Origin of the sequence: Thiocystis minor, from assembly GCF_016653465.1 — a bacterium.
Classification (GTDB): Bacteria; Pseudomonadota; Gammaproteobacteria; order Chromatiales; family Chromatiaceae; genus Chromatium; species Chromatium minus.
In genome coordinates this window covers 75,404-99,222 of record NZ_NHSQ01000065.1, presented here as the reverse complement: position 1 = coordinate 99,222, position 23,819 = coordinate 75,404, and the positions used below count along the sequence as shown (strand labels likewise).

General features: G+C 62.2%; 19 protein-coding genes and 1 pseudogene. 10 read left to right on the top strand and 10 right to left on the bottom strand.

Features of this window, described 5'->3' with window-relative positions; genetic code table 11:
* From CCR95_RS07955 to CCR95_RS07940, 5 genes and pseudogenes are all read left to right on the top strand, one after another.
* On the top strand, nt 1-622 hold a 622-nt coding region (locus CCR95_RS07955), incomplete at its 5' end, for an RpnC/YadD family protein (protein WP_476718521.1).
* Nucleotides 622-762 carry a hypothetical protein gene (locus CCR95_RS26075; protein WP_338115364.1) on the top strand — a complete coding sequence of 47 codons (141 nt, stop codon included), beginning with the start codon at nt 622-624 and terminating at the stop codon, nt 760-762. The genes CCR95_RS07955 and CCR95_RS26075, both read left to right, overlap by 1 nt.
* Before the next feature lie 170 nt (nt 763-932).
* Nucleotides 933-1,157, top strand: a complete 225-nt coding sequence (locus tag CCR95_RS07950) for a hypothetical protein (protein WP_201093355.1) — start codon at nt 933-935, stop codon at nt 1,155-1,157.
* 127 nt (nt 1,158-1,284) lie between these two features.
* Nucleotides 1,285-2,286, top strand: coding sequence for an RpnC/YadD family protein (locus CCR95_RS07945; protein ID WP_201093354.1), 1,002 nt, complete (start codon nt 1,285-1,287; stop codon nt 2,284-2,286).
* A gap of 392 nt (nt 2,287-2,678) precedes the next feature.
* Nucleotides 2,679-3,569, top strand: a pseudogene (locus tag CCR95_RS07940) (Rpn family recombination-promoting nuclease/putative transposase).
* 182 nt (nt 3,570-3,751) lie between these two features.
* Here the strand turns inward: CCR95_RS07940 and CCR95_RS07935 are convergent.
* Nucleotides 3,752-4,936, bottom strand: coding sequence for a pyridoxal phosphate-dependent aminotransferase (locus tag CCR95_RS07935; protein WP_276570239.1), 1,185 nt, complete (start codon nt 4,934-4,936; stop codon nt 3,752-3,754).
* Between the two features lie 139 nt (nt 4,937-5,075).
* On the opposite strand from CCR95_RS07935, the gene CCR95_RS07930 reads away from it, so the two are divergent.
* Nucleotides 5,076-5,753, top strand: a complete 678-nt coding sequence (locus CCR95_RS07930) for a DUF3782 domain-containing protein (protein ID WP_201093352.1) — start codon at nt 5,076-5,078, stop codon at nt 5,751-5,753.
* Between the two features lie 121 nt (nt 5,754-5,874).
* A complete protein-coding gene (gene uvrB / locus CCR95_RS07925) occupies nt 5,875-7,884 on the top strand; it encodes an excinuclease ABC subunit UvrB (protein WP_201093351.1) in 2,010 nt (669 codons plus the stop codon).
* Nucleotides 7,885-7,976: 92 nt separating this feature from the next.
* On the opposite strand, the gene CCR95_RS07920 is transcribed toward uvrB, so the two are convergent.
* The gene (locus CCR95_RS07920) at nt 7,977-8,279 is read right to left on the bottom strand and encodes a plasmid pRiA4b ORF-3 family protein (protein WP_201093350.1); all 303 of its coding nucleotides are present in this window, start codon (nt 8,277-8,279) and stop codon (nt 7,977-7,979) included.
* 159 nt (nt 8,280-8,438) lie between these two features.
* On the opposite strand from CCR95_RS07920, the gene CCR95_RS07915 reads away from it, so the two are divergent.
* The gene (locus CCR95_RS07915; protein WP_201093349.1) at nt 8,439-9,200 is read left to right on the top strand and encodes a glutaminyl-peptide cyclotransferase; all 762 of its coding nucleotides are present in this window, start codon (nt 8,439-8,441) and stop codon (nt 9,198-9,200) included.
* On the opposite strand, the gene CCR95_RS07910 is transcribed toward CCR95_RS07915, so the two are convergent.
* The 6 genes from CCR95_RS07910 to aprB all read right to left on the bottom strand — a co-directional run bounded on the left by CCR95_RS07910 (nt 9,176) and on the right by aprB (nt 14,427).
* A complete protein-coding gene (locus CCR95_RS07910; protein ID WP_201093348.1) occupies nt 9,176-9,811 on the bottom strand; it encodes a D-sedoheptulose-7-phosphate isomerase in 636 nt (211 codons plus the stop codon). The genes CCR95_RS07915 and CCR95_RS07910 overlap by 25 nt on opposite strands.
* A 353-nt stretch (nt 9,812-10,164) precedes the next feature.
* Nucleotides 10,165-11,076, bottom strand: a complete 912-nt coding sequence (locus CCR95_RS07905; protein ID WP_201093347.1) for a YkgJ family cysteine cluster protein — start codon at nt 11,074-11,076, stop codon at nt 10,165-10,167.
* Between the two features lie 73 nt (nt 11,077-11,149).
* Nucleotides 11,150-11,428 (bottom strand): type II toxin-antitoxin system RelE/ParE family toxin, encoded by a 279-nt coding sequence (locus CCR95_RS07900; protein ID WP_201093345.1) that lies wholly within the window; start codon nt 11,426-11,428, stop codon nt 11,150-11,152.
* Nucleotides 11,425-11,691, bottom strand: coding sequence for a CopG family ribbon-helix-helix protein (locus tag CCR95_RS07895; protein ID WP_201093344.1), 267 nt, complete (start codon nt 11,689-11,691; stop codon nt 11,425-11,427). The genes CCR95_RS07900 and CCR95_RS07895 overlap by 4 nt, the downstream gene beginning before the upstream one ends.
* A gap of 193 nt (nt 11,692-11,884) precedes the next feature.
* Nucleotides 11,885-13,864 (bottom strand): adenylyl-sulfate reductase subunit alpha, encoded by a 1,980-nt coding sequence (aprA, locus tag CCR95_RS07890; protein ID WP_201093343.1) that lies wholly within the window; start codon nt 13,862-13,864, stop codon nt 11,885-11,887.
* Nucleotides 13,865-13,959: 95 nt separating this feature from the next.
* Nucleotides 13,960-14,427: an adenylyl-sulfate reductase subunit beta gene (aprB, locus tag CCR95_RS07885; RefSeq protein WP_014779580.1), complete on the bottom strand. Its 468-nt coding sequence runs from the start codon at nt 14,425-14,427 to the stop codon at nt 13,960-13,962.
* A 459-nt stretch (nt 14,428-14,886) separates the two neighbouring features.
* Here aprB and CCR95_RS07880 point away from each other — a divergent pair, with 459 nt between their 5' ends.
* Nucleotides 14,887-15,279 carry a DUF423 domain-containing protein gene (locus CCR95_RS07880; protein ID WP_201093342.1) on the top strand — a complete coding sequence of 131 codons (393 nt, stop codon included), beginning with the start codon at nt 14,887-14,889 and terminating at the stop codon, nt 15,277-15,279.
* Between the two features lie 8 nt (nt 15,280-15,287).
* Nucleotides 15,288-16,016, top strand: a complete 729-nt coding sequence (locus tag CCR95_RS07875; protein ID WP_201093341.1) for a 16S rRNA (uracil(1498)-N(3))-methyltransferase — start codon at nt 15,288-15,290, stop codon at nt 16,014-16,016.
* A gap of 177 nt (nt 16,017-16,193) precedes the next feature.
* Here the strand turns inward: CCR95_RS07875 and CCR95_RS07870 are convergent, their stop codons facing one another.
* Together CCR95_RS07870 and CCR95_RS07865 are read right to left on the bottom strand one after the other, a co-directional pair.
* The gene (locus tag CCR95_RS07870) at nt 16,194-21,716 is read right to left on the bottom strand and encodes a hybrid sensor histidine kinase/response regulator (protein WP_201093340.1); all 5,523 of its coding nucleotides are present in this window, start codon (nt 21,714-21,716) and stop codon (nt 16,194-16,196) included.
* A gap of 29 nt (nt 21,717-21,745) precedes the next feature.
* A complete protein-coding gene (locus CCR95_RS07865; RefSeq protein ID WP_242523117.1) occupies nt 21,746-23,770 on the bottom strand; it encodes a methyl-accepting chemotaxis protein in 2,025 nt (674 codons plus the stop codon).
* Nucleotides 23,771-23,819: the final 49 nt, after the last annotated feature.

Below are 23,819 nucleotides of genomic sequence, written 5' to 3'. Positions count from 1 at the left end.
GCGCGCGCTCGACGGTCAGGCGATCGCGGTGCTGATTCATGTCGAAGTCCAGGGCGACGCCGAGAGCGGTTTTGGTGAGCGGATGTTCCTCTACCAGACCCGACTGCGCGATCGCTATGGCCTGGATGTCGTTAGCCTCGCCGTCCTGACCGACACCACCGCCCGCTTTCGCCCCAGCCAGTTTCGCCATCGTCGCTGGGGCTGCGGGATCGCCTTCCGCTTCCCGATGGTCAAACTGCTCGATGCCGTCGCGCCGCAACGCTGGGCGGAACTCGAAGCCAGCGACAACGTCTTCGCCCTGGTGGTCATGGCCCAGATCCGCGCCAAGGTGACGAACGAGGCCGAGACGCTCAAGGGCTGGAAATTCCGCCTCATCCGCCGGATGTACGAGCGCGGTTATCCGCAGACGCTGATCCTGGAGGTCTTCCGCCTCATCGACTGGATGATCCGTCTGCCCAAGGAACTGGAAGCAGACTTTCGTCAAGAACTCTATGCCTACGAGGAGCAACACCGGATGCCGTATGTCACGACTGTTGAACAAGCGGGGATTGAGAAGGGGTTGCAGCAGGGAGTGCAACAGGGCTGCAACAGGGGTTGCAGCGTGGCGAAGCCACTATCCTGATGCGCCTGTTTTCCCGTAAATTTGGTTCCGATTTGATTGAGACCTATCGCTCGCGCATCGAATCCGCCGAACCCGAGCAACTCGAAGTCTGGTCCGAGCGTCTCCTCACCGCCGACACCCCCGAGACCATTTTCCATTGAGCCGGGTCGAGACAAGCCGGCGTCGGATGGGTCGAACGGCCATGGGATGACGCCGATGATTGGCACGGATGCCGACTGGTCACGAAACCCATCGCACCAATGCTCATGGGGGCTGGTTATTGCGATGCTATACTTGAACGTAATCCTTTCCCAGATGACAACAAACCGCCATGACCGAAAATGTCGAAAACCTTGTCTTAGAACAACTACGCGCTATCCGGACGACCCAAATCGAACACGGCAATCGCTTGGTCCAGATCGAATTGCAACTTTCCGCGATGGGGCAGCAATTGGGAGGGCTAACCACGGCGGTTTATTCCGGAAAATCTGATCTGGATGAATTGCGCAACCGAGTCGACCGCATTGAACGAAGATTGGAGCTTCAATCGGCGTAGCAAGGTAGGTGCCTGCTTGCGGGCGACGTGCCCCGCCAAGACGTGGAGTTCCGGAGACAGTGTCTGCACTTGCCAGCGGATCGTGCCTAGACCCGCTCCCGCCGACGAGTCAGCTACACTCGCCCCCATGACAGTCGACAACTCAACCGCCGAGACCGCGCTCAAAAACGACTACGACAGCCCCTGGAAAGAAGCCCTGGAACGCTTCTTCCCGGAGTTCCTGGCGCTGCTGTTCCCGGCCATTCATGCGCAGATCGACTGGCGTGTGGCGCCGGAGTTTCTCGACAAGGAACTGCAACAAATCGGCGCCGACAGCCCGCGCGGTCGGCGTTATGCCGACAAACTGGTGCGCGTACGCGCGCTCGACGGTCAGGCGATCGCGGTGCTGATTCATGTCGAAGTCCAGGGCGACGCCGAGAGCGGTTTTGGTGAGCGGATGTTCCTCTACCAGACCCGACTGCGCGATCGCTATGGCCTGGATGTCGTTAGCCTCGCCGTCCTGACCGACACCACCGCCCGCTTTCGCCCCAGCCAGTTTCGTCATCGTCGCTGGGGCTGCGCGATCGCCTTCCGCTTCCCGATGGTCAAACTGCTCGATGCCGTCGCGCCGCAACGCTGGGCGGAACTCGAAGCCAGCGACAACGTCTTCGCCCTGGTGGTGATGGCCCAGATCCGCGCCAAGGTGACGAACGAGGTCGAGACGCTCAAGGGCTGGAAATTCCGCCTCATCCGCCGGATGTACGAGCGCGGCTATCCGCAGACGCTGATCCTGGAAGTCTTCCGCCTCATCGACTGGATGATCCGCCTGCCCCAGGAACTGGAAGCGGACTTTCGTCAAGAACTCTATGCCTACGAGGAGCAACACCGGATGCCGTATGTCACGACTGTTGAACAAGCGGGGATTGAGAAGGGATTGCAGCAGGGAGTGCAACAAGGGTTACAACAAGGGTTGCAACAGGGATTGCAGCGTGGCGAAGCCACCATCCTGATGCGCCTGTTTTCCCGTAAATTTGGTTCCGATTTGGTTGAGACCTATCGCTCGCGCATCGAATCCGCCGAACCCGAGCAACTCGAAGTCTGGTCCGAGCGTCTCCTCACCGCCGACACCCCCGAGACCATTTTCCATTGAGCCGCATGCGCCCTGTCAGGACGTTTCAACCAGGTTCGCGGGAATGACGCATTCCCGGTGTTCGGAAAACCTTGCGACGGGGGGAATCCCCCGTCGCGCGGTCGGCGTTCTTGCTGTCGTTGTCGTTATTCGACAACGACAACGATCATTGCGGATGCCCCGTTCCAAACCGCTGTGCATGGGTTTGATTCGCGCTCCCTCGCTGGTCGTGATTGGAAGGCATTGACCGGTGATTGGCGGGGAGTGAGTGGTGGGGAGAACGGCCAGGGGATGGACGCCGACGATTGGCACGGACGCCGATTGGCCGTGCAACCCATCGAACCACGACCCATCCGCGCGGGTCAGACGGTGATATTCTGGCGACTTCACACGCCCTGACCACGCCTCCCGCCATGTCCTCCGTTGCTGACGCCCTGCTCGACCCCAAGAACGATTACGTCTTCAAGCGCCTCTTTGGCGAGGCCCCCGAGCTGCTGGTGTCGTTGATCAACGACCTGCGCCCGGACCTGCCCGAGATTTGCGCCGTGGAGATCCTCAACCCCGGCATCCACGCCGAGGAGTTGCGCGGCAAGTACATCATCCTCGACGTCCTGGCGCGCGATGGCGAGGGGCACGCCTACAATATCGAGATCCAGGTGCGCCGCTATGGCGCCTGGGGCGCGCGGGCGCTGTATTATCTGGCCCGGATGCTGGCCCAGCAGTTGGAGCAGGGCGAGGGCTACACCACGTAGCGCTCGGCGGTCGGGATCCATCTGCTGGACTTCGATCTGTTCGCCGACACGTCGGAACAGCGCGCGCAGGCGCGGTGGCGCTTCGAGATGCGCGACGCGGACCAACCCAGCGTCACTCTGGGGAACCGACTCCAGTTGAACCTGATCGAATTGAAGAAAGCGGACCGGCTCGGGCTCGGTGCCGATCCGCTGTCCGCGTGGATCACCTTTTTCGAGCATTGGCGCGAGGAGCAGACCATGGCCGCGATCGAACATGCCCCGATTCAAGAGGCGCTGAACCGCGTGCGTCAGTTGAGTGCCGACGAGGAGGCGCGGCGCCTGGCCTTCGTGCGCGAGCGGGCGCTGCACGATGAGGTGTCCTTGCTCAAGGAGGCGCGCGAGGAGGGGCGAGAGGAAGGGCGAGAGGAAGGCGAGCAACTCGGTATGCAGAAAGGCCGCTTGGCGGCCGCCCAGGACACCGCCCGCAACCTCATCGCGCTGGGCGTGCTCAGCGATGGGCAGATCGCCCAGGCCACGGGACTGACGGTGGCGCAGGTCGAGGCGCTGCGCTAAGCAACCAGTCAGCGGTCCAGATCGAGCAGGCTTTTCAGTTGCTTAAACATCACCTCGGTATTTCATCCGGAATATTTCCGAACCGAAATTAGATCGCGCCTGAGTACGTTCGATCCCGGCTGAGGCGCGCGTTGTCTCTCCACATTCGCTCCGCCCGGCTCGGGCAGATCCGGTTGTTGCGATCAGCCAGCCAGCTTGGCGATCCGCTCCAGCGCCTGTTCCAGATTGGCGCGGCTGGTGGCGATGGAGATACGCAGATAGCCGTTGAGCCCGAACGCGGACCCTGGGACGATCGCGACGCCGGCCTGCTCGATCAGATATTCGGCCAGTTCCAGATCGTTGTTGACGCCGGGCAGCCGCTCGATCAGACCCTGTGCCCTGGGGAAGACGTAAAAGGTACCGTCGGTCGGCAGACACTCGATGCCGGGGATCTGGTTGAGACGTTCGACCACGAAGTCGTGGCGCTCATGGAACGCCGCGCGCATGACGCCGATGCATTCCTGAGGGCCTTCCAACGCCGCCTGGGCCGCGACCTGCGAGATCGAGGTCGGGTTGGAGGTGCTTTGCGACTGGACCTTTTTCATCGCCTTGATGATCTCGGCCGGGCCTCCCGCGTAGCCGATGCGCCAGCCGGTCATCGAATACGCCTTGGAGACTCCATTGAGCACCAGGGTGCGCGGGGCCAGATCGGGGCAAACGTTCAGGATGTTAACGAAGGGGGCCGAACTCCAGCGGATGTGTTCGTACATATCGTCGGTCGCGATCGCGACCTTGGGATACTCGCGCAGTACCTCGCCGAGCGCCTCCAGTTCATCGCGGCGGTAGGCCATGCCGGTCGGGTTGGAGGGACTATTGATGACGAACAGCCGACTTTTCTCGTTAAGCGCGCCCTTCAATTGGGCCGGCGTGATCTTAAAAGACTGCTCGGCGCCAGCATGAATCAGGACTGGCGCGCCGCTGGCCAGCAGCACCATGTCGGGATAGGACACCCAATACGGGGCCGGAATCACCACCTCGTCGCCTGGATCGAGCAGCGCCTGGGCCAGATTGAAGAAGCTCTGCTTGCCGCCGCAGGAGACCAGAATCTGATCCTGGGCATACTCCAGACCGTTTTCGCGCTTGAATTTGTCGATGACGGCCTGCTTGAGTTCGGTCGTCCCGTCGACGGCGGTGTATTTGGTGAATCCCGCCTGGATGGCCGCGATGGCGGCGGCTTTGATATGGTCAGGCGTGTCGAAATCGGGTTCGCCCGCACCGAGTCCGATCACGTCCTTGCCCGCCGCGCGCAACGCCTTGGCGCGAGCGGTGATGGCGAGCGTGGCGGACGGCTTGACGGCCTGGACGCGGGCGGCGAGTTTCATGGTCATCGGCGATAATCTCTGAGGTTCCGTGGTGGCTGGATGCGCGGAGCGCGGCTTGCAATCATAGCGAAACAAACCGGCGCGCGGCACACCGACTTGCAGCCTTGTATGCTGACAGGGTTATCTATCATTGAGGACACGAATCATGGCAAGTACCACGCTGGAAGAAGTTCGGTCGTTATTTCGGGAAGTCGCGGAGCAATTTAAGGAAAGCGACCGCAAATTTCGGGAATCCACCCAGGAGACCGACCGCAAATTCCAGGAAACTGACCGTAAATTCCAGGAATCCAATCAGGAGACGAACCGTCAATTCCAGGAGGTCAGCCGCGAATTTGAGGTATCGGCCAAGCGCTTTAATCAAACCGAACGCATGATCAAGGAGATTGGCTGCCAGATTGGCGGGATCGGCGATAAATTTGGGTATTTCACCGAAGGCATGGCGCTGCCGTCCTTGGAGTGCATTCTGGCCAAGCGGTTTGGCATGACGGTCGTCATGCCGCGGGTCCGAATCCGCAAAGGCGGAGAAACCATCGAAATCGATGTTCTCTCCTACGCGAATGGCGACGTCAACATGGCGGTTGTCGTAGAGGTGAAGAGTCGAGTCAAGAAGGAATCGATTCTCCAGTTTCGCAATATCATGGAGCGATTTCGGGAATTTTTCCCTGAGCACGGTAACAAAACCGTGCTGGGGATTTTAGCTGGGGTCGATTGGGATCGGGGCACCGTAGAAGAAGCGCGCGACGCTGGCTTCATGACAGCGTCCATCCATGACGAGGTCTTCAAATTGACCACGGCGTCCGATTTCGCCCCCAAACACTGGTAGCAACCGCCCCTCGTCGCCCCCTGTGCTGGTCATGGAAGCAGGGTGTCGCGGTTGACGCATATCGACTCTGTTCGGTTTCAATTCGCTGCATCTTCGTCTCTTCGCTCGCCGAGGTTCCCGCATGTCCGCGATCCCCTTTCAACTCGTCGCCAAATTCGCGCCGGCCGGCGATCAGCCCGTGGCGATCCGCCAACTCGTGACCGGGCTGAGCGATGGCGAGGCCGGCATGACACTGCTCGGCGTCACTGGCTCGGGCAAGACCTTCACCATCGCCAACGTGATCGAGCAGATCCAGCGCCCGGCGCTGGTGCTGGCGCCCAACAAGACCCTGGCGGCGCAGCTCTATAGCGAGATGCGCGACTTTTTTCCGAACAACGCGGTGGAGTATTTCGTCTCCTATTACGACTACTACCAGCCGGAAGCCTATGTCCCCTCGACCGACACCTACATCGAGAAGGACGCCTCCATCAACGAACACATCGAACAGATGCGCCTGTCCGCCACCAAGGCGCTGCTGGAGCGCAAGGATGTCATCATCGTCGCGACCGTCTCGTCCATTTACGGTCTGGGCGATCCGGAGGCCTATCTCAAGATGGTGCTCATCCTCAAACGTGGCGACCGGATCGACCAGCGCGCCATCCTGCGCCGTCTGGCGGATCTCCAGTACAAACGCAACGAGGTCGAACTCGCTCGCGGCACCTACCGGGTGCGCGGCGATGTCATCGACATCCATCCGGCCGAATCCGACGAGGAAGCGGTACGCATCGAGCTGTTCGACGAGGAGATCGAGGCGCTGTCGCTGTTCGATCCGCTGACCGGCGAGGTCAGGCGCAAGGTCACGCGCTACACGGTCTTTCCCAAGACCCACTATGCGACGCCGCGCGCGACCATCCTGAATGCCGTCGAACAGATCAAGCCCGAGCTGAAACAGCGGCTCGACTGGCTGCGCGACAATGACAAACTGGTCGAGGCCCAGCGTCTGGAACAGCGCACGCTCTATGATCTGGAAATGATGCTGGAGGTCGGCTATTGCTCCGGCATCGAGAACTACAGCCGTTATCTCTCCGGTCGCGGACCCGGCGAGGCGCCACCGACGCTCTACGATTATCTGCCGCCCGACGCCATCGTCGTGATCGACGAGAGCCATGTCACCATCCCGCAGCTCGGCGGCATGTACCGGGGTGACCGCTCGCGCAAGGAGAATCTGGTGGAGTACGGATTTCGGTTGCCCTCGGCGCTCGATAACCGGCCGCTCAAGTTCGAGGAATTTCAGGCGCGCCAGCCCCAGACCATCTATGTCTCGGCCACGCCGCGTCAGTACGAAATCGACCACTCGGGCGCGGTGGTCGAACAGGTGGTGCGGCCCACCGGGCTGGTCGATCCGGAACTGGAAGTCCGCCCGGCGCTGAACCAGGTCGACGATCTGCTCTCCGAGATCGGCCCGCGCGTGGCCGTCGACGAACGGGTGCTGGTCACCACCCTGACCAAGCGCATGGCCGAGGATCTGACCGACTATCTGAACGATCACGGCGTCAAGGTCCGCTATCTGCATTCGGACATCGAGACCGTGGAGCGGGTCGAGATCATCCGCGACCTGCGCCTGGGCGAATTCGACGTGCTGGTCGGGATCAATCTGTTACGCGAGGGGCTGGACATGCCAGAGGTCTCACTGGTCGCCATCCTGGATGCCGACAAGGAAGGCTTTCTGCGCTCGGCTGACTCGCTGATCCAGACCATCGGGCGCGCCGCGCGCAATGCCCACGGCAAGGCGATTCTCTATGCCGACAAAATCACCGGCTCGATGCAGCGCGCCATCGAGGAAACCGATCGCCGGCGCGCCAAACAGGTCGCGTCCAATCTCGCCAGCGGAGTCACGCCGCAGACCATCCGCAAAGCGGTCGCCGACATTCTGGAAAGTGCCACTCCCGGTGCGCCGATGAAGGCGCGCGCTTTCGCCAAAGTGGCCGAGCAGGTTGCCGAATACGCCAGACTGACCCCGGCGCAGATGGCCAAGCGGCTCAAGTCGCTGGAAAAGGAGATGTATCAGCACGCAAAGAATCTGGAATTCGAGCAGGCCGCCGCGATCCGGGACCAGATTCGTGAGTTGCAGCAGGCGGGGATTGCCGCCTGATGTCGATTCCCGCCACCGTCCTCCGGCGGGCAGACGCCCTTGCCTTATCCTGACACGCCCCGGTCACGTAGAGACAAGGCATTGCCTTGTCTCTAAACATACGGAGTCATAGCAACCGATAGCGCGTAAAGGCACGTAGAGACATGGTTGAGCTTGTAGCGGCTCTCGTTCAGGGTTTCCGAGAAATGATCGCCCGGATCCGGGGTGCCGTAGTCATTGCCGCCCGTGACGAATTGATGCAGATGCGAATCCTCCCAGCCCATGACGATTTGCAGCACGGTATGAAACGCCGGCAGCGGAACGGTATCGACGATCAGCAGACGCCGCCAGATCGGCGGTTTCGCGCCGCTGAGACCGATCTTGAGTTGATAGATTTTTCGGGGATCTTTTGCCATGGTTCGAGACCTCGCAGGTGCATTTCGCATCGCCGACGGTTAGCTCGTCGAGATTGTATGAGAATACATCCTAAAATAGACCAACGAGGTTCCCGCAAGGACCGTGTCTGGATGGCATCCACAGCCAACCCCCTTCGGCTTCGCGCGGCACAAGTTTCAATGCTGTTGGCCTTGTTCAGCGTCTTCCCGGACAGCGGTTGCGCCAGCGGTCTGCCATCCACCACGGCCCCGGTTTTCGGCTACCGCGTCGTGGCGAGCTTCCCGCATGACCCTACCGCCTTCACCCAGGGTCTGATTGTGGTCGATGGTCAACTCTTCGAGGGGACCGGACACTATGGTGCATCGACGTTGCGCCGGGTGGATCTTGCCACCGGCCGCGTCGAGCGGGAAACCCGGCTGGCGCCCGATCTGTTCGGAGAGGGGATCGCCCATTGGAACGGGCGGCTCGTTCAACTGACCTGGCGCGAAGGACTTGGTCTCATCCGCGATCGGGATAGCCTGGAGACCCGCGAAACTTTCCGGTACCAAGGTGAGGGCTGGGGCCTCGCGCAGGACGGGCGCCACTGGATCATGAGCGACGGCACGGCCGAGCTGCGCTTTCTGAATCCTGAGTCACGGCGTGTCGTGCGCCGACTGACCGTGCGCGATGGCACGCGCCCCATCCGCTTTTTGAACGAATTGGAATACATCGCGGGCGAGGTCTGGGCCAATGTCTGGCACCAGGACTATCTGGTGCGGATCGACCCTGACAGCGGCGCGGTGACGGGCTATCTCGATCTGAGTGGACTCTACCCGGAGTCCGAGCGACCGAGCCGCGAGGCGGTGCTCAACGGCATTGCTCATGACGCGGCCACCGATCGCCTGTACGTCACGGGTAAATACTGGCCGCGGCTGTATCAGATCGAGGTCGTTCCAAGGTAAGGCGAGAGGACGCGGCTGTCGGCGGTCAACGACTCGACGATCTCGCACAGGAAGTGTCCAAGGACGAGATGCAGTTCCTGGATTCTGGGCGTCTCCCGCGAGGGAACCGCAAGGACGATCTCGGCGGCGGCGGGCAGGTCAGGGTGACGCGCGCCGGTGAGCAGCACGGTCAGGACGCCGCGCGCGGCGGCGGTCTCCAGGGCGCGCACGATATTGGGCGAGCGGCCGCTGGTGGACAGCGCCCAGAGCACATCGCCGGGACGCGCCAGGGCGGCGAGTTGTCGCGCAAAAATCTCGTCGAACGAAAAATCGTTGGCGACGGCGGTGACGGCGCTGGTGTCGAATCCGAGCGCGATGGCCGGGAGCGGGCGGCGGGTCTTGTCGAGGAAGGGGCCGATCAGCTCGCCGCTCAGGTGAGTGGCTTCCCCGGCACTGCCGCCGTTGCCGCAGATGAAGAGCGTGCCGCCCCGATTGATGGACTCGGCGGTCCGGGTCGCGGCCTGGAGGGTCGTGGCCAGCAACTCGGCGTCGGCCTGCACGGCCGCCAGCAGCGTGGCGGTCGCGTCGAGTCGTGCCGCGAGCCGTGCGCGCGGATCGGTGGGTTCATTCATCAAAGGGCGTCCATCGTCGCGAGTCAAAGTGGCTTATAAGGCGATTTCCTGAAAACAATCGACCGAGTCCCTTCGTCCGCAAATCTTGAAAAAACTGTCGAAGAAACTTCGTTGTCGCGCGGATATTCGACAACGAGGCGTCGATCATCGTTTCGGCCATCGCTCGTTGTCGTTGTCGTAATCGGACCATCGACAACGACAACGACAACGACAACGACAACGACAACGACAACGACAACGACAACGACAACGACAACGACAACGACAACGAGCGGAATCCTCGGCCACGTTTTTGGTTCCGGCTCTGCCGGGTTGGGGATGCTCGCAACGGCGAATGTCACGCGGAACGCGCGTTACTCGGTACAGACGCCATCGCCGCCCTCGGCATATTTCCGATCTTCCGCCACCAGACGCCGCTCGATTTCGGCTTGTTTGCGCGCGTCCCAGATCTCCCGGCGCTGGGCCACGCGCTGGTCCCAGGCGTCCGCGACCTCCTGGACCGTGCGCTCGCCGAACAGGACCTGACGCAAAAACCGGAAGGCGAAGGCCAGCAGGGCTTCGTCGTCCTGCTCCCCCTCGACATAAAAGCCATCGGGAAGCGCGTAGGTCTTGCGAAAATTCTCGCTCAGGACGAAACGGCGGAAGGTATCGATGTCATAGGATGCCATGAAAAAGAGTTGCAGACTCGTCTGGGGCGGCTGCCCGACGGTGGGGCCGGCGGATTTTTTCTTCAGAACCAACTGATACCACCCGCGATTGTGTGCATCGAAGTCTTCGCAGCTTTGTTCGGCGCGATAGTCCTGGATGCTGATCTCGCGCGGTTCTTCGTGGCCCTTGCAGTGATCCTCCCGGACCAGCGAATAGCGCTCCTCGGCAGTGGGCGAGTCCTTTTCGCGCAGGGCCAGGAGTGCCAGCGGATAGTAGCGACAGACGGTCGGGCGATCCGTGTAGACGCCGCAGCCGGCATCGCCCGCGAGTTGGAGGCAGGTGCCGTTCTCGTCGGTCTTGAGCTTGATGCCGGGAAGTCCGTCGCCGTCCATCTGGAAAGGAACCGTGTACTGGCGGACGAACTCGGTCGAGGTCAGTCCGAGCCGGCGCTTGAGCCGTAGCACATCGTAGGGTGCCAGGGTGACATCCGCTCGCTTGCAGCAGGCGTTGAAGCAGGAAATGCCCTGGTGACAACGGAACTGGATCCGGTTTTCCGCCTGCAGTGCCTCGGGCATGACGACGCTCTGAAAGGGAATGGCAGGTTTGGTCTGAATCATGGCGGTGGATCCTCGGGGAGGTCCGATGGCCTGCGAATCATTCGGCAGGCTTTTCAGGACGAATGGGATGAGATCAGTGATTTTCTCGATGATGCCAGACACGAAGGAGGACGATCTCGTGACGGTTTACCAGATAACGGACGACATATTTTCCGATGATCAGATCTCGAATCCGTTCCGGATCTGGCGCTTGTCGAACCTCGGAGCCAAGCAACGGGAAGGTTTTGAGCTGGCCGATTCCCTTTAAGAGGGAAGCCGCTGCCTGCAGTGCGGCTTGGGGATTTTTGACCTCGATAAACTCCCTGAGACGCTTCAAATCCGCGACCGCTTCGGGCGAGTAGAAAACCCTCATGTGGCGGGGGGGGCCAGCTCGTGCTCCGTCCCCCAAGTCTCAAGCCACCGCGTGACGTCTCTTTCATCGATGCGCTGGCCGGCCTTGATGGAATCGATCGCCTCAAGGGTTTCGCGCCACTGCTCATCGGCCTGTGACTGACGTGCAATAAAATCATTAACCGCTTGATTGATAATGTAATTTTTGCTTCTATCGAGACGTGTTGCAAGTTCTTCAAGTGGTAATTCGAGGTCAGGCCGAAGTCTTACGCTCGTGACGCCCATCCTGGTACCTCTATCGAGTAGGCTACGATGTATTACAGCGTAGCCTCCTGGCGCGCAGTGCGCAATCGTAAAACACAGCCCTACACGTCCCGCAATAAAAAAGCCCGAACGCCTTGCGGCGACCGGACTTGTCGTCACTGAGTCCCTTACCTTCCTGCTCCCGATCAGGGAGCGGAAGGGAAAGAGCGAATGCCTACTTGAATAGCTTCGCCTTATCGACGACATCGACATGGGCGCGCTTGAAGCAGTTCCAGGTCTTGCTCTCCTTGTCATAGACCGAGTTGACGAAACACTTCCAGTTCTTTTCGTCGACGAAGTTGTAATCCATCCGGTAGTAGAAGCCGGGGTAACGGCTTTCCTCGCGGAACTGGATGTGCTTCATGTGCGCTTCAGCGGTCAGGATGCGGTGGTAGTTCTCCCAGGCGCGCAGCAGTTCGTGCAGATCCTTCGCCCGCATCTTCAGCGCGTCTTCCTTGAGCATTTCCAGCTTCATCTCCGCCACTTCCATCATCTTGGCGTTGGTCTGATACATGGTCGAGACGCCGGCGACGTATTCGTCCATGATCTTCTGCAAGCGGAACTGAAGCATCTTCGGCGTGATGTAGTGCGGATTCACGTCGATGGCGGTGCTGTAGTCCTTGTTCTCGAGGAAGTTGCGCACCGGACGGTAGATCGCATCGACCAGATCGGCGACCGAATCGGCCAGCTCGGGCTTGTGGTCCTTGTGGTCCATGCAGAACTTGACCATCGCCTTGGCCGCAAGGCGCCCCTCGGCATGCGAGCCGGAGGAGAACTTGTGACCGGAGGCGCCCACGCCGTCAGCGGCGGTGAACAAACCCTTGACGGTGGTCATGGAGCGATAGCCCCAGCTCCAGCCGGAGGGCAGGTGGCTCGGGATCTTGCCGGCGTCGGCGTGATCCTCGGAGGTCGGGGCGCCGAGATCGGTCGGACCCGAGACCCAGATGCCGCAGCAGCCCGAATGCGAGCCGAGCAGGTAGGGTTCGGTGGGCATCAGCTCGGAGTTCTTCTTCTCCGGCTCGATGTTCTCGCCAGCCCAGACACCGGCCTGACCGATGCACATATCCAGGAAGTCTTCCCAGGCCTCGGCTTCGAGGTGCTTGATCTCCTTAGGAGTCATGGTTTCGGCGAGCTTGCCGAGCGCGGTGACCGTGTCCATGTAGATCGGGCCGCGACCCTCGCGCATCTCTTTCATCATGAGATGGTTGCGCAGGCAGGACGCCGGCACGGCGGCTTGGCCATAGGGAGGATAGTCGTTCAACAATTCCTTGTTGGTGTCCATGTAGACTTCGCCGAAGGCGTTGGTGGCCTTGGCCTTGAAGAGCAGGAACCAGGCGCCAACCGGGCCGTAACCGTCCTTGAAGCGGGCGGGCACGAAGCGGTTTTCCATCATGGTAAGCTCGGCGCCAGCCTCGGCGGCCATGGCGTAGGTCGAGCCGGCATTCCACACCGGATACCAGGCGCGACCGGTGCCTTCACCGACCGAACGCGGACGGAAGATGTTCACGCAGCCGCCGGCGACCAGCAGGCACGCCTTGAACTTGTAGACAAAGACCTTGTGCTCGCGGACCGAGAAGCCGATGGCACCGGCGATGCGGTTCTTATCTTTCTTATCGTTGACCAGCTTGACGATGAAGACGCGTTCCTGGATGCGGTCGGTGCCCAGCGCCTTCTTGGCGGCCTCGGCGACGATCCACTTGTAGGACTCGCCGTTGATCATGATCTGCCACTTGCCGGAACGCACCGGCTTGCCGCCGTCGACCAGATTCTTGCCTTCGTCGCCGGGTTGCTTCCAGATCGGCAGGCCCCATTCCTCGAAGAGATGCACGGAGTCGTCGACGTGACGGCCCAGGTCGTAGGCCAGGTCGTCACGGGTGATGCCCATTAAGTCATTGGAGACCATGCGGGCATAGTCGGCGGGATCGTTATCGCCCAGATAGGTATTGATGGCGGACAGGCCCTGGGCCACGGCGCCGGAGCGGTCCATGGCGGCCTTGTCGACCAGCTTGACCTTGAGGTCAAAGCCTTGTTTCTTCGCCTGATCGAGCCAGGGGCCGATCTCGTAGGCGGCGCCGCAGGCGCCCATGCCGCCACCGATGATGAGGATGTCAACTTCTTCCTCGACGATTTCGGGATTGCCGAATTCTCCAGCCATTTCGTCTACCTCAGAGTTTTTGTTCTAGGTGTTCCTGGGGCGACGGATGAACGTCGCCTTGATCCTGCCCGGCGCTTTGCCGGGCCGGGAGCCGATTATTTCCGGATCAGTTCGCTCGGATTGCCGGGCTTCTGAACGCCGCCCAGGGTGAAGAATCCAGCGTCGCCGATCTTGGCGATGTCGGCCTCTGGCTTGGAGCCGTAGGGATCGATGGAGCCCTCGGGGGTGGTGCGGATGGGGAATTTGAAGCGCTTCATGTTGCCGTTGCGGAACTTAATGGTCCACATGATCGAATCGGTGCCGCGCAGGGGTTGCACCGAGGCGCCCATCGGCACCACATCGGCGTAATGGCGGCATTCGATCGCCTGCTGAGGGCAGATCTTGACGCAGGAGTAACATTCCCAGCACTGCTCGGGTTCTTGGTTGAACGCCTTCATGGCGTGGCCGGTCTCGGAACCGTCCTGGTCGAGTTTCATCAGGTCGTGGGGGCAGATATACATGCAAGCGGTCTTGTCCTGACCCTTGCAACCATCGCACTTATCGGTACGCACAAACGTTGGCATGGTGCTTGTCTCCTAACGGTTCACTGCGGTGAATGCCGCCTTATTGCTTGACTAAGGACGGGAAGCGGCTCTCGACTCCCGTGGCATCGGATCCTCGGGAGATGGTTTGGAATTTTGCATCCGCGCCTGGTTCGACAAGGCTCGTCCTCTCGATCGCCGGGCACAATCCTGTGGGGCGACTGCAACGAGGACGCTCAAGTCCTGACCGGGTACTATGGGGATCGGAGCGTAGTGATTCGCCACGGTAAAATCAAAACAGTATTTCCGGCTGCTTTCATAAAATTGCCTTATTAGGTAATTCTGATGGCGATGAGCCCGTCGAATGGATCGACCGTGTGGTCAGCGCGATACGTGACGTTTTCAGCGGCCTGAGCCGCACGGTCATCGACAAGGCCGGGAATCACCCAAATTCATATGAGGCAGTCCACTATGCGCGAGTCGCTCTCGGGAAATCACGCCATGAATCAGGCGCGACTGTGGCTGACGTTGGGAGCCGTCGGCGGTTTGCTGACGGTCGCCCTCGGCGCATTCGGCGCCCATGGACTCAAGGGACGCGTCGCGCCTGATCTGCTCGTCAACTGGGGGACCGGCGCGGACTATCTGGGACTGCATACGCTGGCCATCCTGGTCTGCGGCCTGTTCCTGCTCCAGCGCCCAAGCGCTAGATTGGTGCATGCCGCCGCCTGGGCCTTTCTGCTCGGCGGCACCCTGTTCAGCGGCAGCCTGTTTCTGATGACGCTCAGCGGCGAGCGCTGGCTCGGTGCGATCACGCCCTTGGGCGGTATTGCCTTGATCCTCGGCTGGGGACTGCTGGCCGTGGGCACTTGGCGCGCAACCGCGAATCCGGGCTGATCGGTACGATGCGTCTCCCGCGCATTTTCGTTGAGTCGCCCCTGAGCGCCGGATCCAATCTGGTCTTGCCCGCTGGCCCGACCCGCCATCTGACCCAGGTTCTGCGACTGACCGCCAACACCCCGCTGATTCTGTTCAATGGCGATGGCCGCGACTATCCGGCCCGCCTGATCGAGCCGAATCGCACGGCCGCGACGGTCCTCGTCGAGGGCGCGAGCGAACCGGAAACCGCCCCACGACTGCGTATCCATCTGGCGCTTGGCGTCTCCAAAGGCGAGCGTATGGACTATGCCATCCAAAAGGCGGTGGAACTCGGGGTCGACCGACTCACGCCCCTGTTCACCGAACGCAGTCAGGTCCGCCTGGATGGCGCGCGCCTTGAACGGCGCCTGGAACACTGGCGCGGCATCGTGATCGGCGCCTGCGAGCAGTCCGGGCGGCGGCGGCTGCCGACGCTGGAACCGGCCGCCACACTGGAACCCTGGTTGGCGACCGCGCCCGCCGGCGGTCTGCTGCTCGATCCCCTGGCGCCGCTGGCTCTGACCGAGTTTCCCGCGCCGGAGATAGACGTAACCCTGCTGGTGGGACCGGAGGGCGGATTGAGTTCGCGCGAACGCGAGCAGGCCCGACGCCAGGGTTTTCAAGGCGTGCGTCTGGGGCCGCGCATTCTCCGCACCGAGACGGCGCCGCTCGCCGCCATCGCGGTCATTCAGGCGCTGTGGGGGGATTTCGGGTAAGAGCCGCCAGCCGCCAGCCGCCAGCCGCCAGCCGCCAGCCGCCAGCCGCCAGCCGTTATTTTGCCAAAGTTTTCGCTGATCGAAACTGTCACCCACTAGGTGAACGGCGAAAGACCACAAAATCACTCCAAGAAGCGTGTTCAGCTATTTGCTGGCGGCTGGCAGCTCTTTTCCAGTTTAACCGGCACGCTCCGCCAGCAGCGAGTTGATCTCGTTGAGCAGTTCGGATTCCTGATACGGCTTGCCGAGGTAGCGATCCACTCCCAACTGCATGGCGTACTCTCGATGTTTGGCGCCGGTGCGCGAGGTGATCATGATGATCGGCAGATCCCGCAGGCCCTCGGAGCGGCGGATGTGGCGCGCCAGTTCGTAGCCGTCCATGCGCGGCATCTCGATATCCAGCAGCAACAGATCGGGCATGCGCTCGTCGAGCAGAGTGAGGGCCTCGACCCCGTCCTTGGCCGTCAGCACTTCCATATTCTGACGCCGCAGCAAACGGCTCGTGACACGCCGGACGGTGAGCGAGTCGTCCACCACCATCACACAGACTGGCCCCTTCGTGGTCTCCACCGTCGCGGCGGCCGGCCGATAGAGCTGAGCCGCGCCGGATCGCAGCAGCGCCAAGGCGTCAAGGATCAGCGCGACCCGCCCATCCGGCAAAATGGTGCCCCCGCTCAGCCAGCGCACGCCAGCAAGTTGTGGACCCAGTGGCTTGACCAGGATCCGTTGACTTTCGAGCAGACTGTCGACATGCAGTGCCACGCGCTGCTCGCCGAGCCGGATCATCAGCAGCGGCAGCCAGCGCCGTTCGCCGAGATCGGGTTCGTGAGCAGGATCGAGCACGCCGCCCAGATAGACGACCTTGTAGCTGTGGCCGCGCGAGGTGAATTCCGTCGCCTCGCCCCGGTAGATGGCCAGCAGGTCGTCACGACCGATACGGCCCGCCGCTTCCACAGTACTGTGCGGCACGGCATAGATGTTGTCCCCCGCGGAGACCAGAAACGCCTCGATAATGGCCAGCGTCAAGGGCAGCCGGACGGTGAAACGGGCACCCTGGCCGGGGACCGATTCCAGGGCGATCGAGCCATTGGCGACCTTGATCTCGGAGGCCACCACGTCCAGACCGACGCCGCGCCCCGAGATCTGGGTGACTTTGCCGGAGGTCGTAAAGCCGGGTTCGAGGATGAATTGCAGCAGCGCCTCGTCCGGCAGAATGGTCTGGGGCGCCAGCAATCCGCGGGCAATCGCCTGTTGTCGAATGGCGGCGAGATCCATGCCTTTGCCATCGTCGCTCAGGCTGATCACCGCGTCATTGCCTTCGCGGCGCAGGGCCAGCGTCACCTTGCCCGTCGCCGGCTTGCCGTTCGCGGTCCGCGTCTTGGAATCCTCCAGGCCGTGATCCACCGCGTTGCGCAACAGGTGTTCGAGCGGCGCGACCAGCCGATCCAGGATGGTGCGGTCCAGTTCCACCTCGGGTCCGATCACCTCCAGGCGCGCCGACTTGCCGAGGGTGTCGGCGGTCTGGCGCACCAGGCGATGCAGACGCGGAACCACTTGGACAAAGGGCACCAGCCGGGTGCGGAGCAGTCCGTCCTGAAGATCGTCGGCGATGCGCGCCTGCTGGGTCAACAGATCCGTGAATTCGCGCTGATAGCCGCCCAGCATTTCCTTGACGCTGACCAGGTCGTTGACGGTCTCCGCCAGGCTGCCGGAAAGCTGCTGGAGTCTTGAGAAGCGGTCCATTTCAAGCGGATCGAACTCGCCGTCATACCCGCGTGCTTCTTCCTCGCGCTCGCGCTCACGCTCACGTTCGCGCTCGAAGCGATGCATGATCTGAGTCTGCGTTTCGATCTCCAGCAGTCGGAGTTGCTCACGCAGACGCGCGACGGTCTGGTCGAGTTCTCCCAGGCCAAAACCCAACAATCCATTGCGTTGCGTCAAACGCCCGCGGTAGATACTGATCTCGCCGGCGTGGTTGACTAATCGGTTCAGCAGATCGGAACGCACTCGGATCTGTGGGCTGGCGGGAAGCGCCGCAGTCCCCTCGACGCCGCTCGGGGCCGGCCCTTCGACGCCACTCGGAGCAAGCCCTTCGACGCCGCTCGGGGGCAGCCCTTCGACGCCGCTCGGGGCCGACCCTTCGACGCCGCTCGGAGCAAGCCCTTCGGCGCCGCTCGGGGCCGGCCCTTCGACGCCGCTCGGAGCAAGCCCTTCGACGCCGCTCGGGGGCAGCCCTTCGACGCCGCTCGGGGCCGGCCCTTCGCGAACACTCGCCAGATCCGCGTATTCATCTGGGGGAATCGCCCCGGCGAGCTGGAACGGCGCGGCCAGCGGCAAGGCCGCTTCCACTGGCATTTCGGGGACGCCCGGAATCTCCAACGGCGAACGGCCAAGCGCCTCGATCAGGGTCGTCATGCGCTGGAGTGGCGCTCCCTGTTCCAGTGCGTCGACCTGCGCCGAGAGGGTGTCCACGGCACGCTGGGTCAATTCCAGCGTCGTCTCATTGACCGCGCGCGGATCTTCGCTCAATGCCTTCAGGCGGGTTTCCAGCGCGTGACTGAGATCGCCGATAGCCGCTACCCCGGAGAGGCGCGCGCTACCTTTCAGTGTATGCAGGAGGCGATTGATGCCATCCAGCGCACCAAGGTTCTGGGGGGTCAATTGCCATTCGCGGAATTGCGTGTCCAGTTTGTCGAGCAGATCCCGCGCGTCTTCCAGGAACAGGCTGACCATGTCCGGATCGGGCGCCGGCATGGCGTCGGTCGGTTCCGCTGTCTCCAGCTCGCCCGCACATTCAGCCGCCGACCGCCAGTCGCCTGCCTCCTGTTCGACTGCCACCGCGGGATACCGAGGCGAGTCGTCGAGAGCGGTCTCTAGCGGAATGAGATGCTCGCGCGAAGGCTCTGGCTCGGGTGGCACCTCGATCTGAAGAGCGTCGATGGCCGTGGGGATTTCGATCTTATCGTCCGCCAGAACGGGCGGCTCAAGTTGGGCGATCTCGGCGGCAAGGTCCACCAGGGCCGAGGCGCCGGCACCCAGGGCTGGCAATTCGTCGACCCGTTCTCGAATGGCGTCGACAGCGCGCCCGATGAGAGTCAACAGGCGCTCATCCAGCACGCCGCCCAAGGCCAGCAACGGTTTGATACATTGCTCCAACCCCTTGGTCACCGTGGCAATGGAGTCGATGCCAGACATTCGCGCACTACCGGTCAGGGTATGCAAGGCGCGTCGGCTCGCTTCATCCACCCTGGCGTCACCCGCCTCGGCCCGCCGCAGAAAGACCCGCAACTCGTCGAGATGCTCGTACGTCTCCGCCTGAAAGATTCGCTGCAATTCTTCGTCGGCGACGAACAGACTATCGTGGTCGGTCACCTGCTCCGCAAGATCCGCCAGCTTCGCGGCCGCCAGTTCGTCTGACAACTCGGCTGGTGCGATCGTGGTCACGAGCTCTTGACCAGCCGCAAGGCTGGACGTCTCCCGCAACCGATTGGCGCGCGAAACGAGAGGATCGACGTCGAACTGGAGCCCCTCGGACTCGGCCGTGACAAGACCGGGCAACAGACTCACCGCCTCTGCCACGCAGCTCAGAATGTCCTCGGTGGGGAACGCTTGCTCTTCCATCAGACGATTGAGCAGTAACTCGATCGACTGAGCAAACTCGGCGACCTGCAGGGCTCCGACCAGTCGGCCGCTGCCCTTGAGGGTATGGAAGCTGCGCCTGAGTGTGGCCAGGGCGGAGACATCGTTGGGATTGGACTCCCAGCGTGCAAACTGGATCTGGACCGAAGCGGTTTCCTCGCGGGCCTCCTCCATGAAGATATCGAGAAATGCCGTCTCGTCATCGTCGGAAAACTCCGATTCGATCAAGCCGGGGACGATCTCCGAAGCGGGTTGATTCGGGATGGAGACCTGGGAGTCGGGGATGATGTCGGAATCGAGAGGGAGATCAAGCTCAAGGGGCCGCTCGACATCGGTCGAGGCGGCCGTCGTGCCGGTTGGCTCTTCGATCGAAAGCGCTAGGGTTGGCTCAGGCTCGGACCGAAGGGCGCGAATAGACTCGCTGCCGCGCTCGATCAGGCTGCCGCCGAAGGGCACCGCCTCCTGGAGATGACCAAGATAGAGTTCGAGTGCTGCGACGGCATCGGCAAGATGCTCGAATTCGGCAGCCGTGAGAGTCCGCCCGGCCTTGACATAGCGATTCTGGACCAGTTCGCCGATCGAATCGGTAAGCTCCGCCGCCGGAATCTCGCCGAGAACGGTCAAGGCGCCGGAGACACTGAGAAGATGTTGCTTCACCGGGCTCAGGGCATCCAGCGTGCCCTGTTCGGCATGGCAGCCAGCAATGGCCTCCTTGACTTGCAATAGTTCGTAACCCGCTTCGCGCAACGTGGCCGCGGTGAGTTCGGACAGATCCATCTCGGGCACGATGATCTGTTTGGCCCGCGTCGAACGATGACCGGCATGGGCGAGCAGAACCGCCTCGATGCCAAGCAGTTCCATGGCCTGCGACTCCAGCCGTACCCGATCTCTCGCCATCTCGTCGCGCGTTGAGCCACTGAAATCATTGGCAAGCGTGCGCAGTCGCTCCGACAGGTTGCCGACGTCGGCCACGTCCAGGGTGTCGGCGAGACGACGCAGGCGCGCGCTGAAGGCATCCAACGCATCGTGATCGGTCGGTTCCTCGCGCGTCAGCAGATCGAACTGCTCTTTGAGCTGGGAGAACTCGCTCAAGAGCGAGCCTGCGAGCTCGGCGAGCGCGGCATCGCCACCAAAACCATCCCTGTCTTCGCGTGACCGGGAGGTGCCGGACCGGTCTGGACCATACCAGGACCATAGCCGGGCAACGGCCGGATTGCTGACCGCGACCGCTGAAAGACTATTCAGGAGATGTTCGATGAGGGACAGTACATCAACGTCCGGCCACTGCGGCGGCTTTTGGGCCAACGGCTTCAAGACCCGATCGATATGCCCCATCAATGAGCGCGTTTTGGCATCGGTGGCCAGACGTTCGTCCCGCACGGCTTCGGCAAATGCCTCGCTGAGAAGAAACAGGTCGGCGAGCACCCCCTCCTTGAGGTAGCCATGCAGATGACGAAAGAGACTCCCGAGACGGATCAGGCCCTGATTGTCAGGACCGCCCCGATACCATTCGACCAGATAACGGTGATATTGAGGCCGTACCTGACGCACGACTTCGGCCAGAGTCTCCAGCGCCTCGGGCCGCCATTGAACATCGCCGTCGGTCTCCGTTGCCGCTAACGTCAGGAATTCGAAATGGGTCAGCGGCAGGTCATTGCGGGCAGCGCGGACCTCATTGATGCTCGACCAGAGGTTCAACGGGCGTTCATCGAAGCCGGCATCCAGGCTGTCGAGGTGACTGTTCAACTGGGCAAGCGCCTGACCCATCACCCGCGCGACCGCGTGAACGTCCTGGGTGTCTTCCGCCTCGAGCGCCATCGAACCGCCATCGCTCAGGCACTCGGCCAGCCGGGTCATCTCTTGCACCAGACGCGCCGGCGTATTCAATTGCAGCGCCAGCAGGACGCCTTGCACCTGCTCCAGGGCTTGAACGGCAGCCGCCAGACTCCCCGGCGAGGTAGAGGCACCTCCTGCCTCAACCAAGTCACGCACTGGACGCAGGGTCGCGGCGATCTCGCCCTTGACCCAATGAAGACCTTCAACCACCTTTTTTTCTGCCATGGACCCGCTACTCGTGGTCAGCCTGTCCGTTAGGGAAGCCGGAAGCCTGCTACCGACCGCTGCAATTCGATGGCCAGGTTGGCGAGTTCCTCGACCGAGTCCGCGGCGCGGCGCGTGCCATCCGTATTCTCCTCGGTGATGGCGCGAATGGCCTGGACGGTATCGTTGATCTCAGCGGACTGCCGGGACTGACGCTGGGAGGAATCGGAAATGCGCTTGGTCAGATCGGCGATGTAGGCCGAGACGTTCTCGATCTCGCGCAGCGCCTCGCCCGCGTTCTCGGCCAAGTTGGCGCCTTCGACCACGCCGGCGGTACTGGCCTCCATGGAACTGACCGCCTCGTTGGTGTCCGCCTGGATGGTCCGCACCAGCACCTCGATCTGCTTGGTGGCGTTGCGCGAACGCTCGGCCAGCCGCTGGACCTCGTCGGCGACCACCGCGAAACCGCGTCCGGCCTCGCCCGCCATCGCCGCCTGCATGGCGGCGTTCAGCGCCAGGATGTTGGTCTGATCGGCAATGTCGTCGATCAGCTCGACGATCTCGCCAATCTCTTGTGAGCTTTCGCCCAACCGCTTGATACGCTTCGAGGTTTCCTGAATCTGCTCGCGGATTGCATCCATGCCCTGGATCGTATCGCGCACCGTCTGGGCGCCGCGTCCGGCCACTTCCACCGAACGGGACGCCACCTCGGCGGACTCGCCGGCATTGCGGGCGACTTCGTCGATCTGAACCGTCAGCGACTGCACGGCCGCCGAGGCCTGGGTGATCTGCAGCGATTGAACGCTGCTCGCCTCGGCGAGCCGCATGGCGATCGCGCGACTCTCTTGCGCCGAGTGCGTGACCCTGGCGGCGGTCGTGTTGATGGTGGTCACCAGGCTTCGCAGGGCCTCGATCGCATAGTTAATGGCATCGGCGATGGCTCCCGTTTTGTCCTCGGTGACCGTGGCCTCGACCGTCAGATCGCCGCTGGCGAGATCGCCCATTTCATCAAGCAGACGCAGGATCGCGCCCTCGTCACGCTCGGTCTGGGCGGTCGAAAGTTCCTCCCGACGCTTGGCGTCGCGCAAGGTCAATAGCGTCAACAGAACGAGACTCAGCACGGCGATGGCGCCGAACAGCAGAACCGCGCCTTTGCCAATGGGAATGCCGGCCAGCGTGAAGTGCCCTCCCCCCAGGCCAGTGTCAGACATCAGGGCTTGCAATGACGTCTCCAGCCGAAGCCCCTCGGTCTCCAGGCTCGGCAATTGGTCGAGCGCTGGCTGAACCTCTTGCATCGATCCCAGCAGGTCGCTGGCCGACGCGCGCAGCGTGTCGAAGTGAAGCTTCGTTTCGGCGAGTGCGGAACGAGCGCCGGCACTCGACACCGAACCGCTCCGGGATGCTTCGATCAGGTCGTCGAGCGTGGCGGCGAACGCGTCGTTGCCCGCCGAAAAATCCTCGATCGTTTGGGCGGCGAGCGTCTCGCCCGCCAGGAATTGCGCGAGAGCCGCGCTCATGCGCTCCAGCCGGGCCGTTTGCAGGCCGGCTTGAAGCGCCTGAGAGGGCGTAGCGGTCTCGGCGACGACCCGCTGCGCCGCAGCCATCTTCTCGTTGACTTGCGGCAGTGCTTCCTGCACGGTCTCGATGTGTTCGCGCAGGGTCAGCAGACGAGCCTTCTCGGCCAGAATCCCTTTGGCGGCGGCGCTGACCGCCGCCCAGGATTTCTCGGCTTGTCTCGCGTGATCCCTGAGTGGCGTCGCCATGTCGGCAGCACCGCTGATCGGGGTCGCCAAACTGGCCTGCAATTGCTCGTGCGCCTGGCGTAGCCGCTCAAAGGCGTCGACGTTGCCCCGCGCGGCCTCGCGTGCGGATTCGATCAAATTCCGCGCTTCGATGGTTTGCATGGCCGCGGCGAGCGACTGCCGTCGATTCGCTTCGTCGACATTGCTCAGTTGAAGATCGCTCAGCAACGCCAGCGCCGCAAAGATCAACGCGATCAGTAACCACAGAAGCGTCGTCCACTGTGAACCTCCCGGGAACCGCCCCGCCGCGGTTTTGCCTAAAGTTATTTTCATTGGCTTCGCCATCTAGTGCCGACTCCCGATGCGTTGATTGTCTTTTCGA

What these genes read in the sequence shown, in the direction of transcription:
- CCR95_RS26075 (WP_338115364.1), top strand. Translation starts at nt 622, where the DNA reads ATGCGCCTGTTTTCCCGTAAATTTGGTTCCGATTTGATTGAGACCTAT.
- CCR95_RS07950 (WP_201093355.1), top strand. Translation starts at nt 933, where the DNA reads ATGACCGAAAATGTCGAAAACCTTGTCTTAGAACAACTACGCGCTATC.
- CCR95_RS07945 (WP_201093354.1), top strand. Translation starts at nt 1,285, where the DNA reads ATGACAGTCGACAACTCAACCGCCGAGACCGCGCTCAAAAACGACTAC.
- CCR95_RS07935 (WP_276570239.1), bottom strand. Translation starts at nt 4,936, where the DNA reads ATGACCATGAAACTCGCCGCCCGCGTCCAGGCCGTCAAGCCGTCCGCC.
- CCR95_RS07930 (WP_201093352.1), top strand. Translation starts at nt 5,076, where the DNA reads ATGGCAAGTACCACGCTGGAAGAAGTTCGGTCGTTATTTCGGGAAGTC.
- uvrB (WP_201093351.1), top strand. Translation starts at nt 5,875, where the DNA reads ATGTCCGCGATCCCCTTTCAACTCGTCGCCAAATTCGCGCCGGCCGGC.
- CCR95_RS07920 (WP_201093350.1), bottom strand. Translation starts at nt 8,279, where the DNA reads ATGGCAAAAGATCCCCGAAAAATCTATCAACTCAAGATCGGTCTCAGC.
- CCR95_RS07915 (WP_201093349.1), top strand. Translation starts at nt 8,439, where the DNA reads ATGCTGTTGGCCTTGTTCAGCGTCTTCCCGGACAGCGGTTGCGCCAGC.
- CCR95_RS07910 (WP_201093348.1), bottom strand. Translation starts at nt 9,811, where the DNA reads ATGAATGAACCCACCGATCCGCGCGCACGGCTCGCGGCACGACTCGAC.
- CCR95_RS07905 (WP_201093347.1), bottom strand. Translation starts at nt 11,076, where the DNA reads ATGATTCAGACCAAACCTGCCATTCCCTTTCAGAGCGTCGTCATGCCC.
- CCR95_RS07900 (WP_201093345.1), bottom strand. Translation starts at nt 11,428, where the DNA reads ATGAGGGTTTTCTACTCGCCCGAAGCGGTCGCGGATTTGAAGCGTCTC.
- CCR95_RS07895 (WP_201093344.1), bottom strand. Translation starts at nt 11,691, where the DNA reads ATGGGCGTCACGAGCGTAAGACTTCGGCCTGACCTCGAATTACCACTT.
- aprA (WP_201093343.1), bottom strand. Translation starts at nt 13,864, where the DNA reads ATGGCTGGAGAATTCGGCAATCCCGAAATCGTCGAGGAAGAAGTTGAC.
- aprB (WP_014779580.1), bottom strand. Translation starts at nt 14,427, where the DNA reads ATGCCAACGTTTGTGCGTACCGATAAGTGCGATGGTTGCAAGGGTCAG.
- CCR95_RS07880 (WP_201093342.1), top strand. Translation starts at nt 14,887, where the DNA reads ATGAATCAGGCGCGACTGTGGCTGACGTTGGGAGCCGTCGGCGGTTTG.
- CCR95_RS07875 (WP_201093341.1), top strand. Translation starts at nt 15,288, where the DNA reads ATGCGTCTCCCGCGCATTTTCGTTGAGTCGCCCCTGAGCGCCGGATCC.
- CCR95_RS07870 (WP_201093340.1), bottom strand. Translation starts at nt 21,716, where the DNA reads ATGGCAGAAAAAAAGGTGGTTGAAGGTCTTCATTGGGTCAAGGGCGAG.
- CCR95_RS07865 (WP_242523117.1), bottom strand. Translation starts at nt 23,770, where the DNA reads ATGAAAATAACTTTAGGCAAAACCGCGGCGGGGCGGTTCCCGGGAGGT.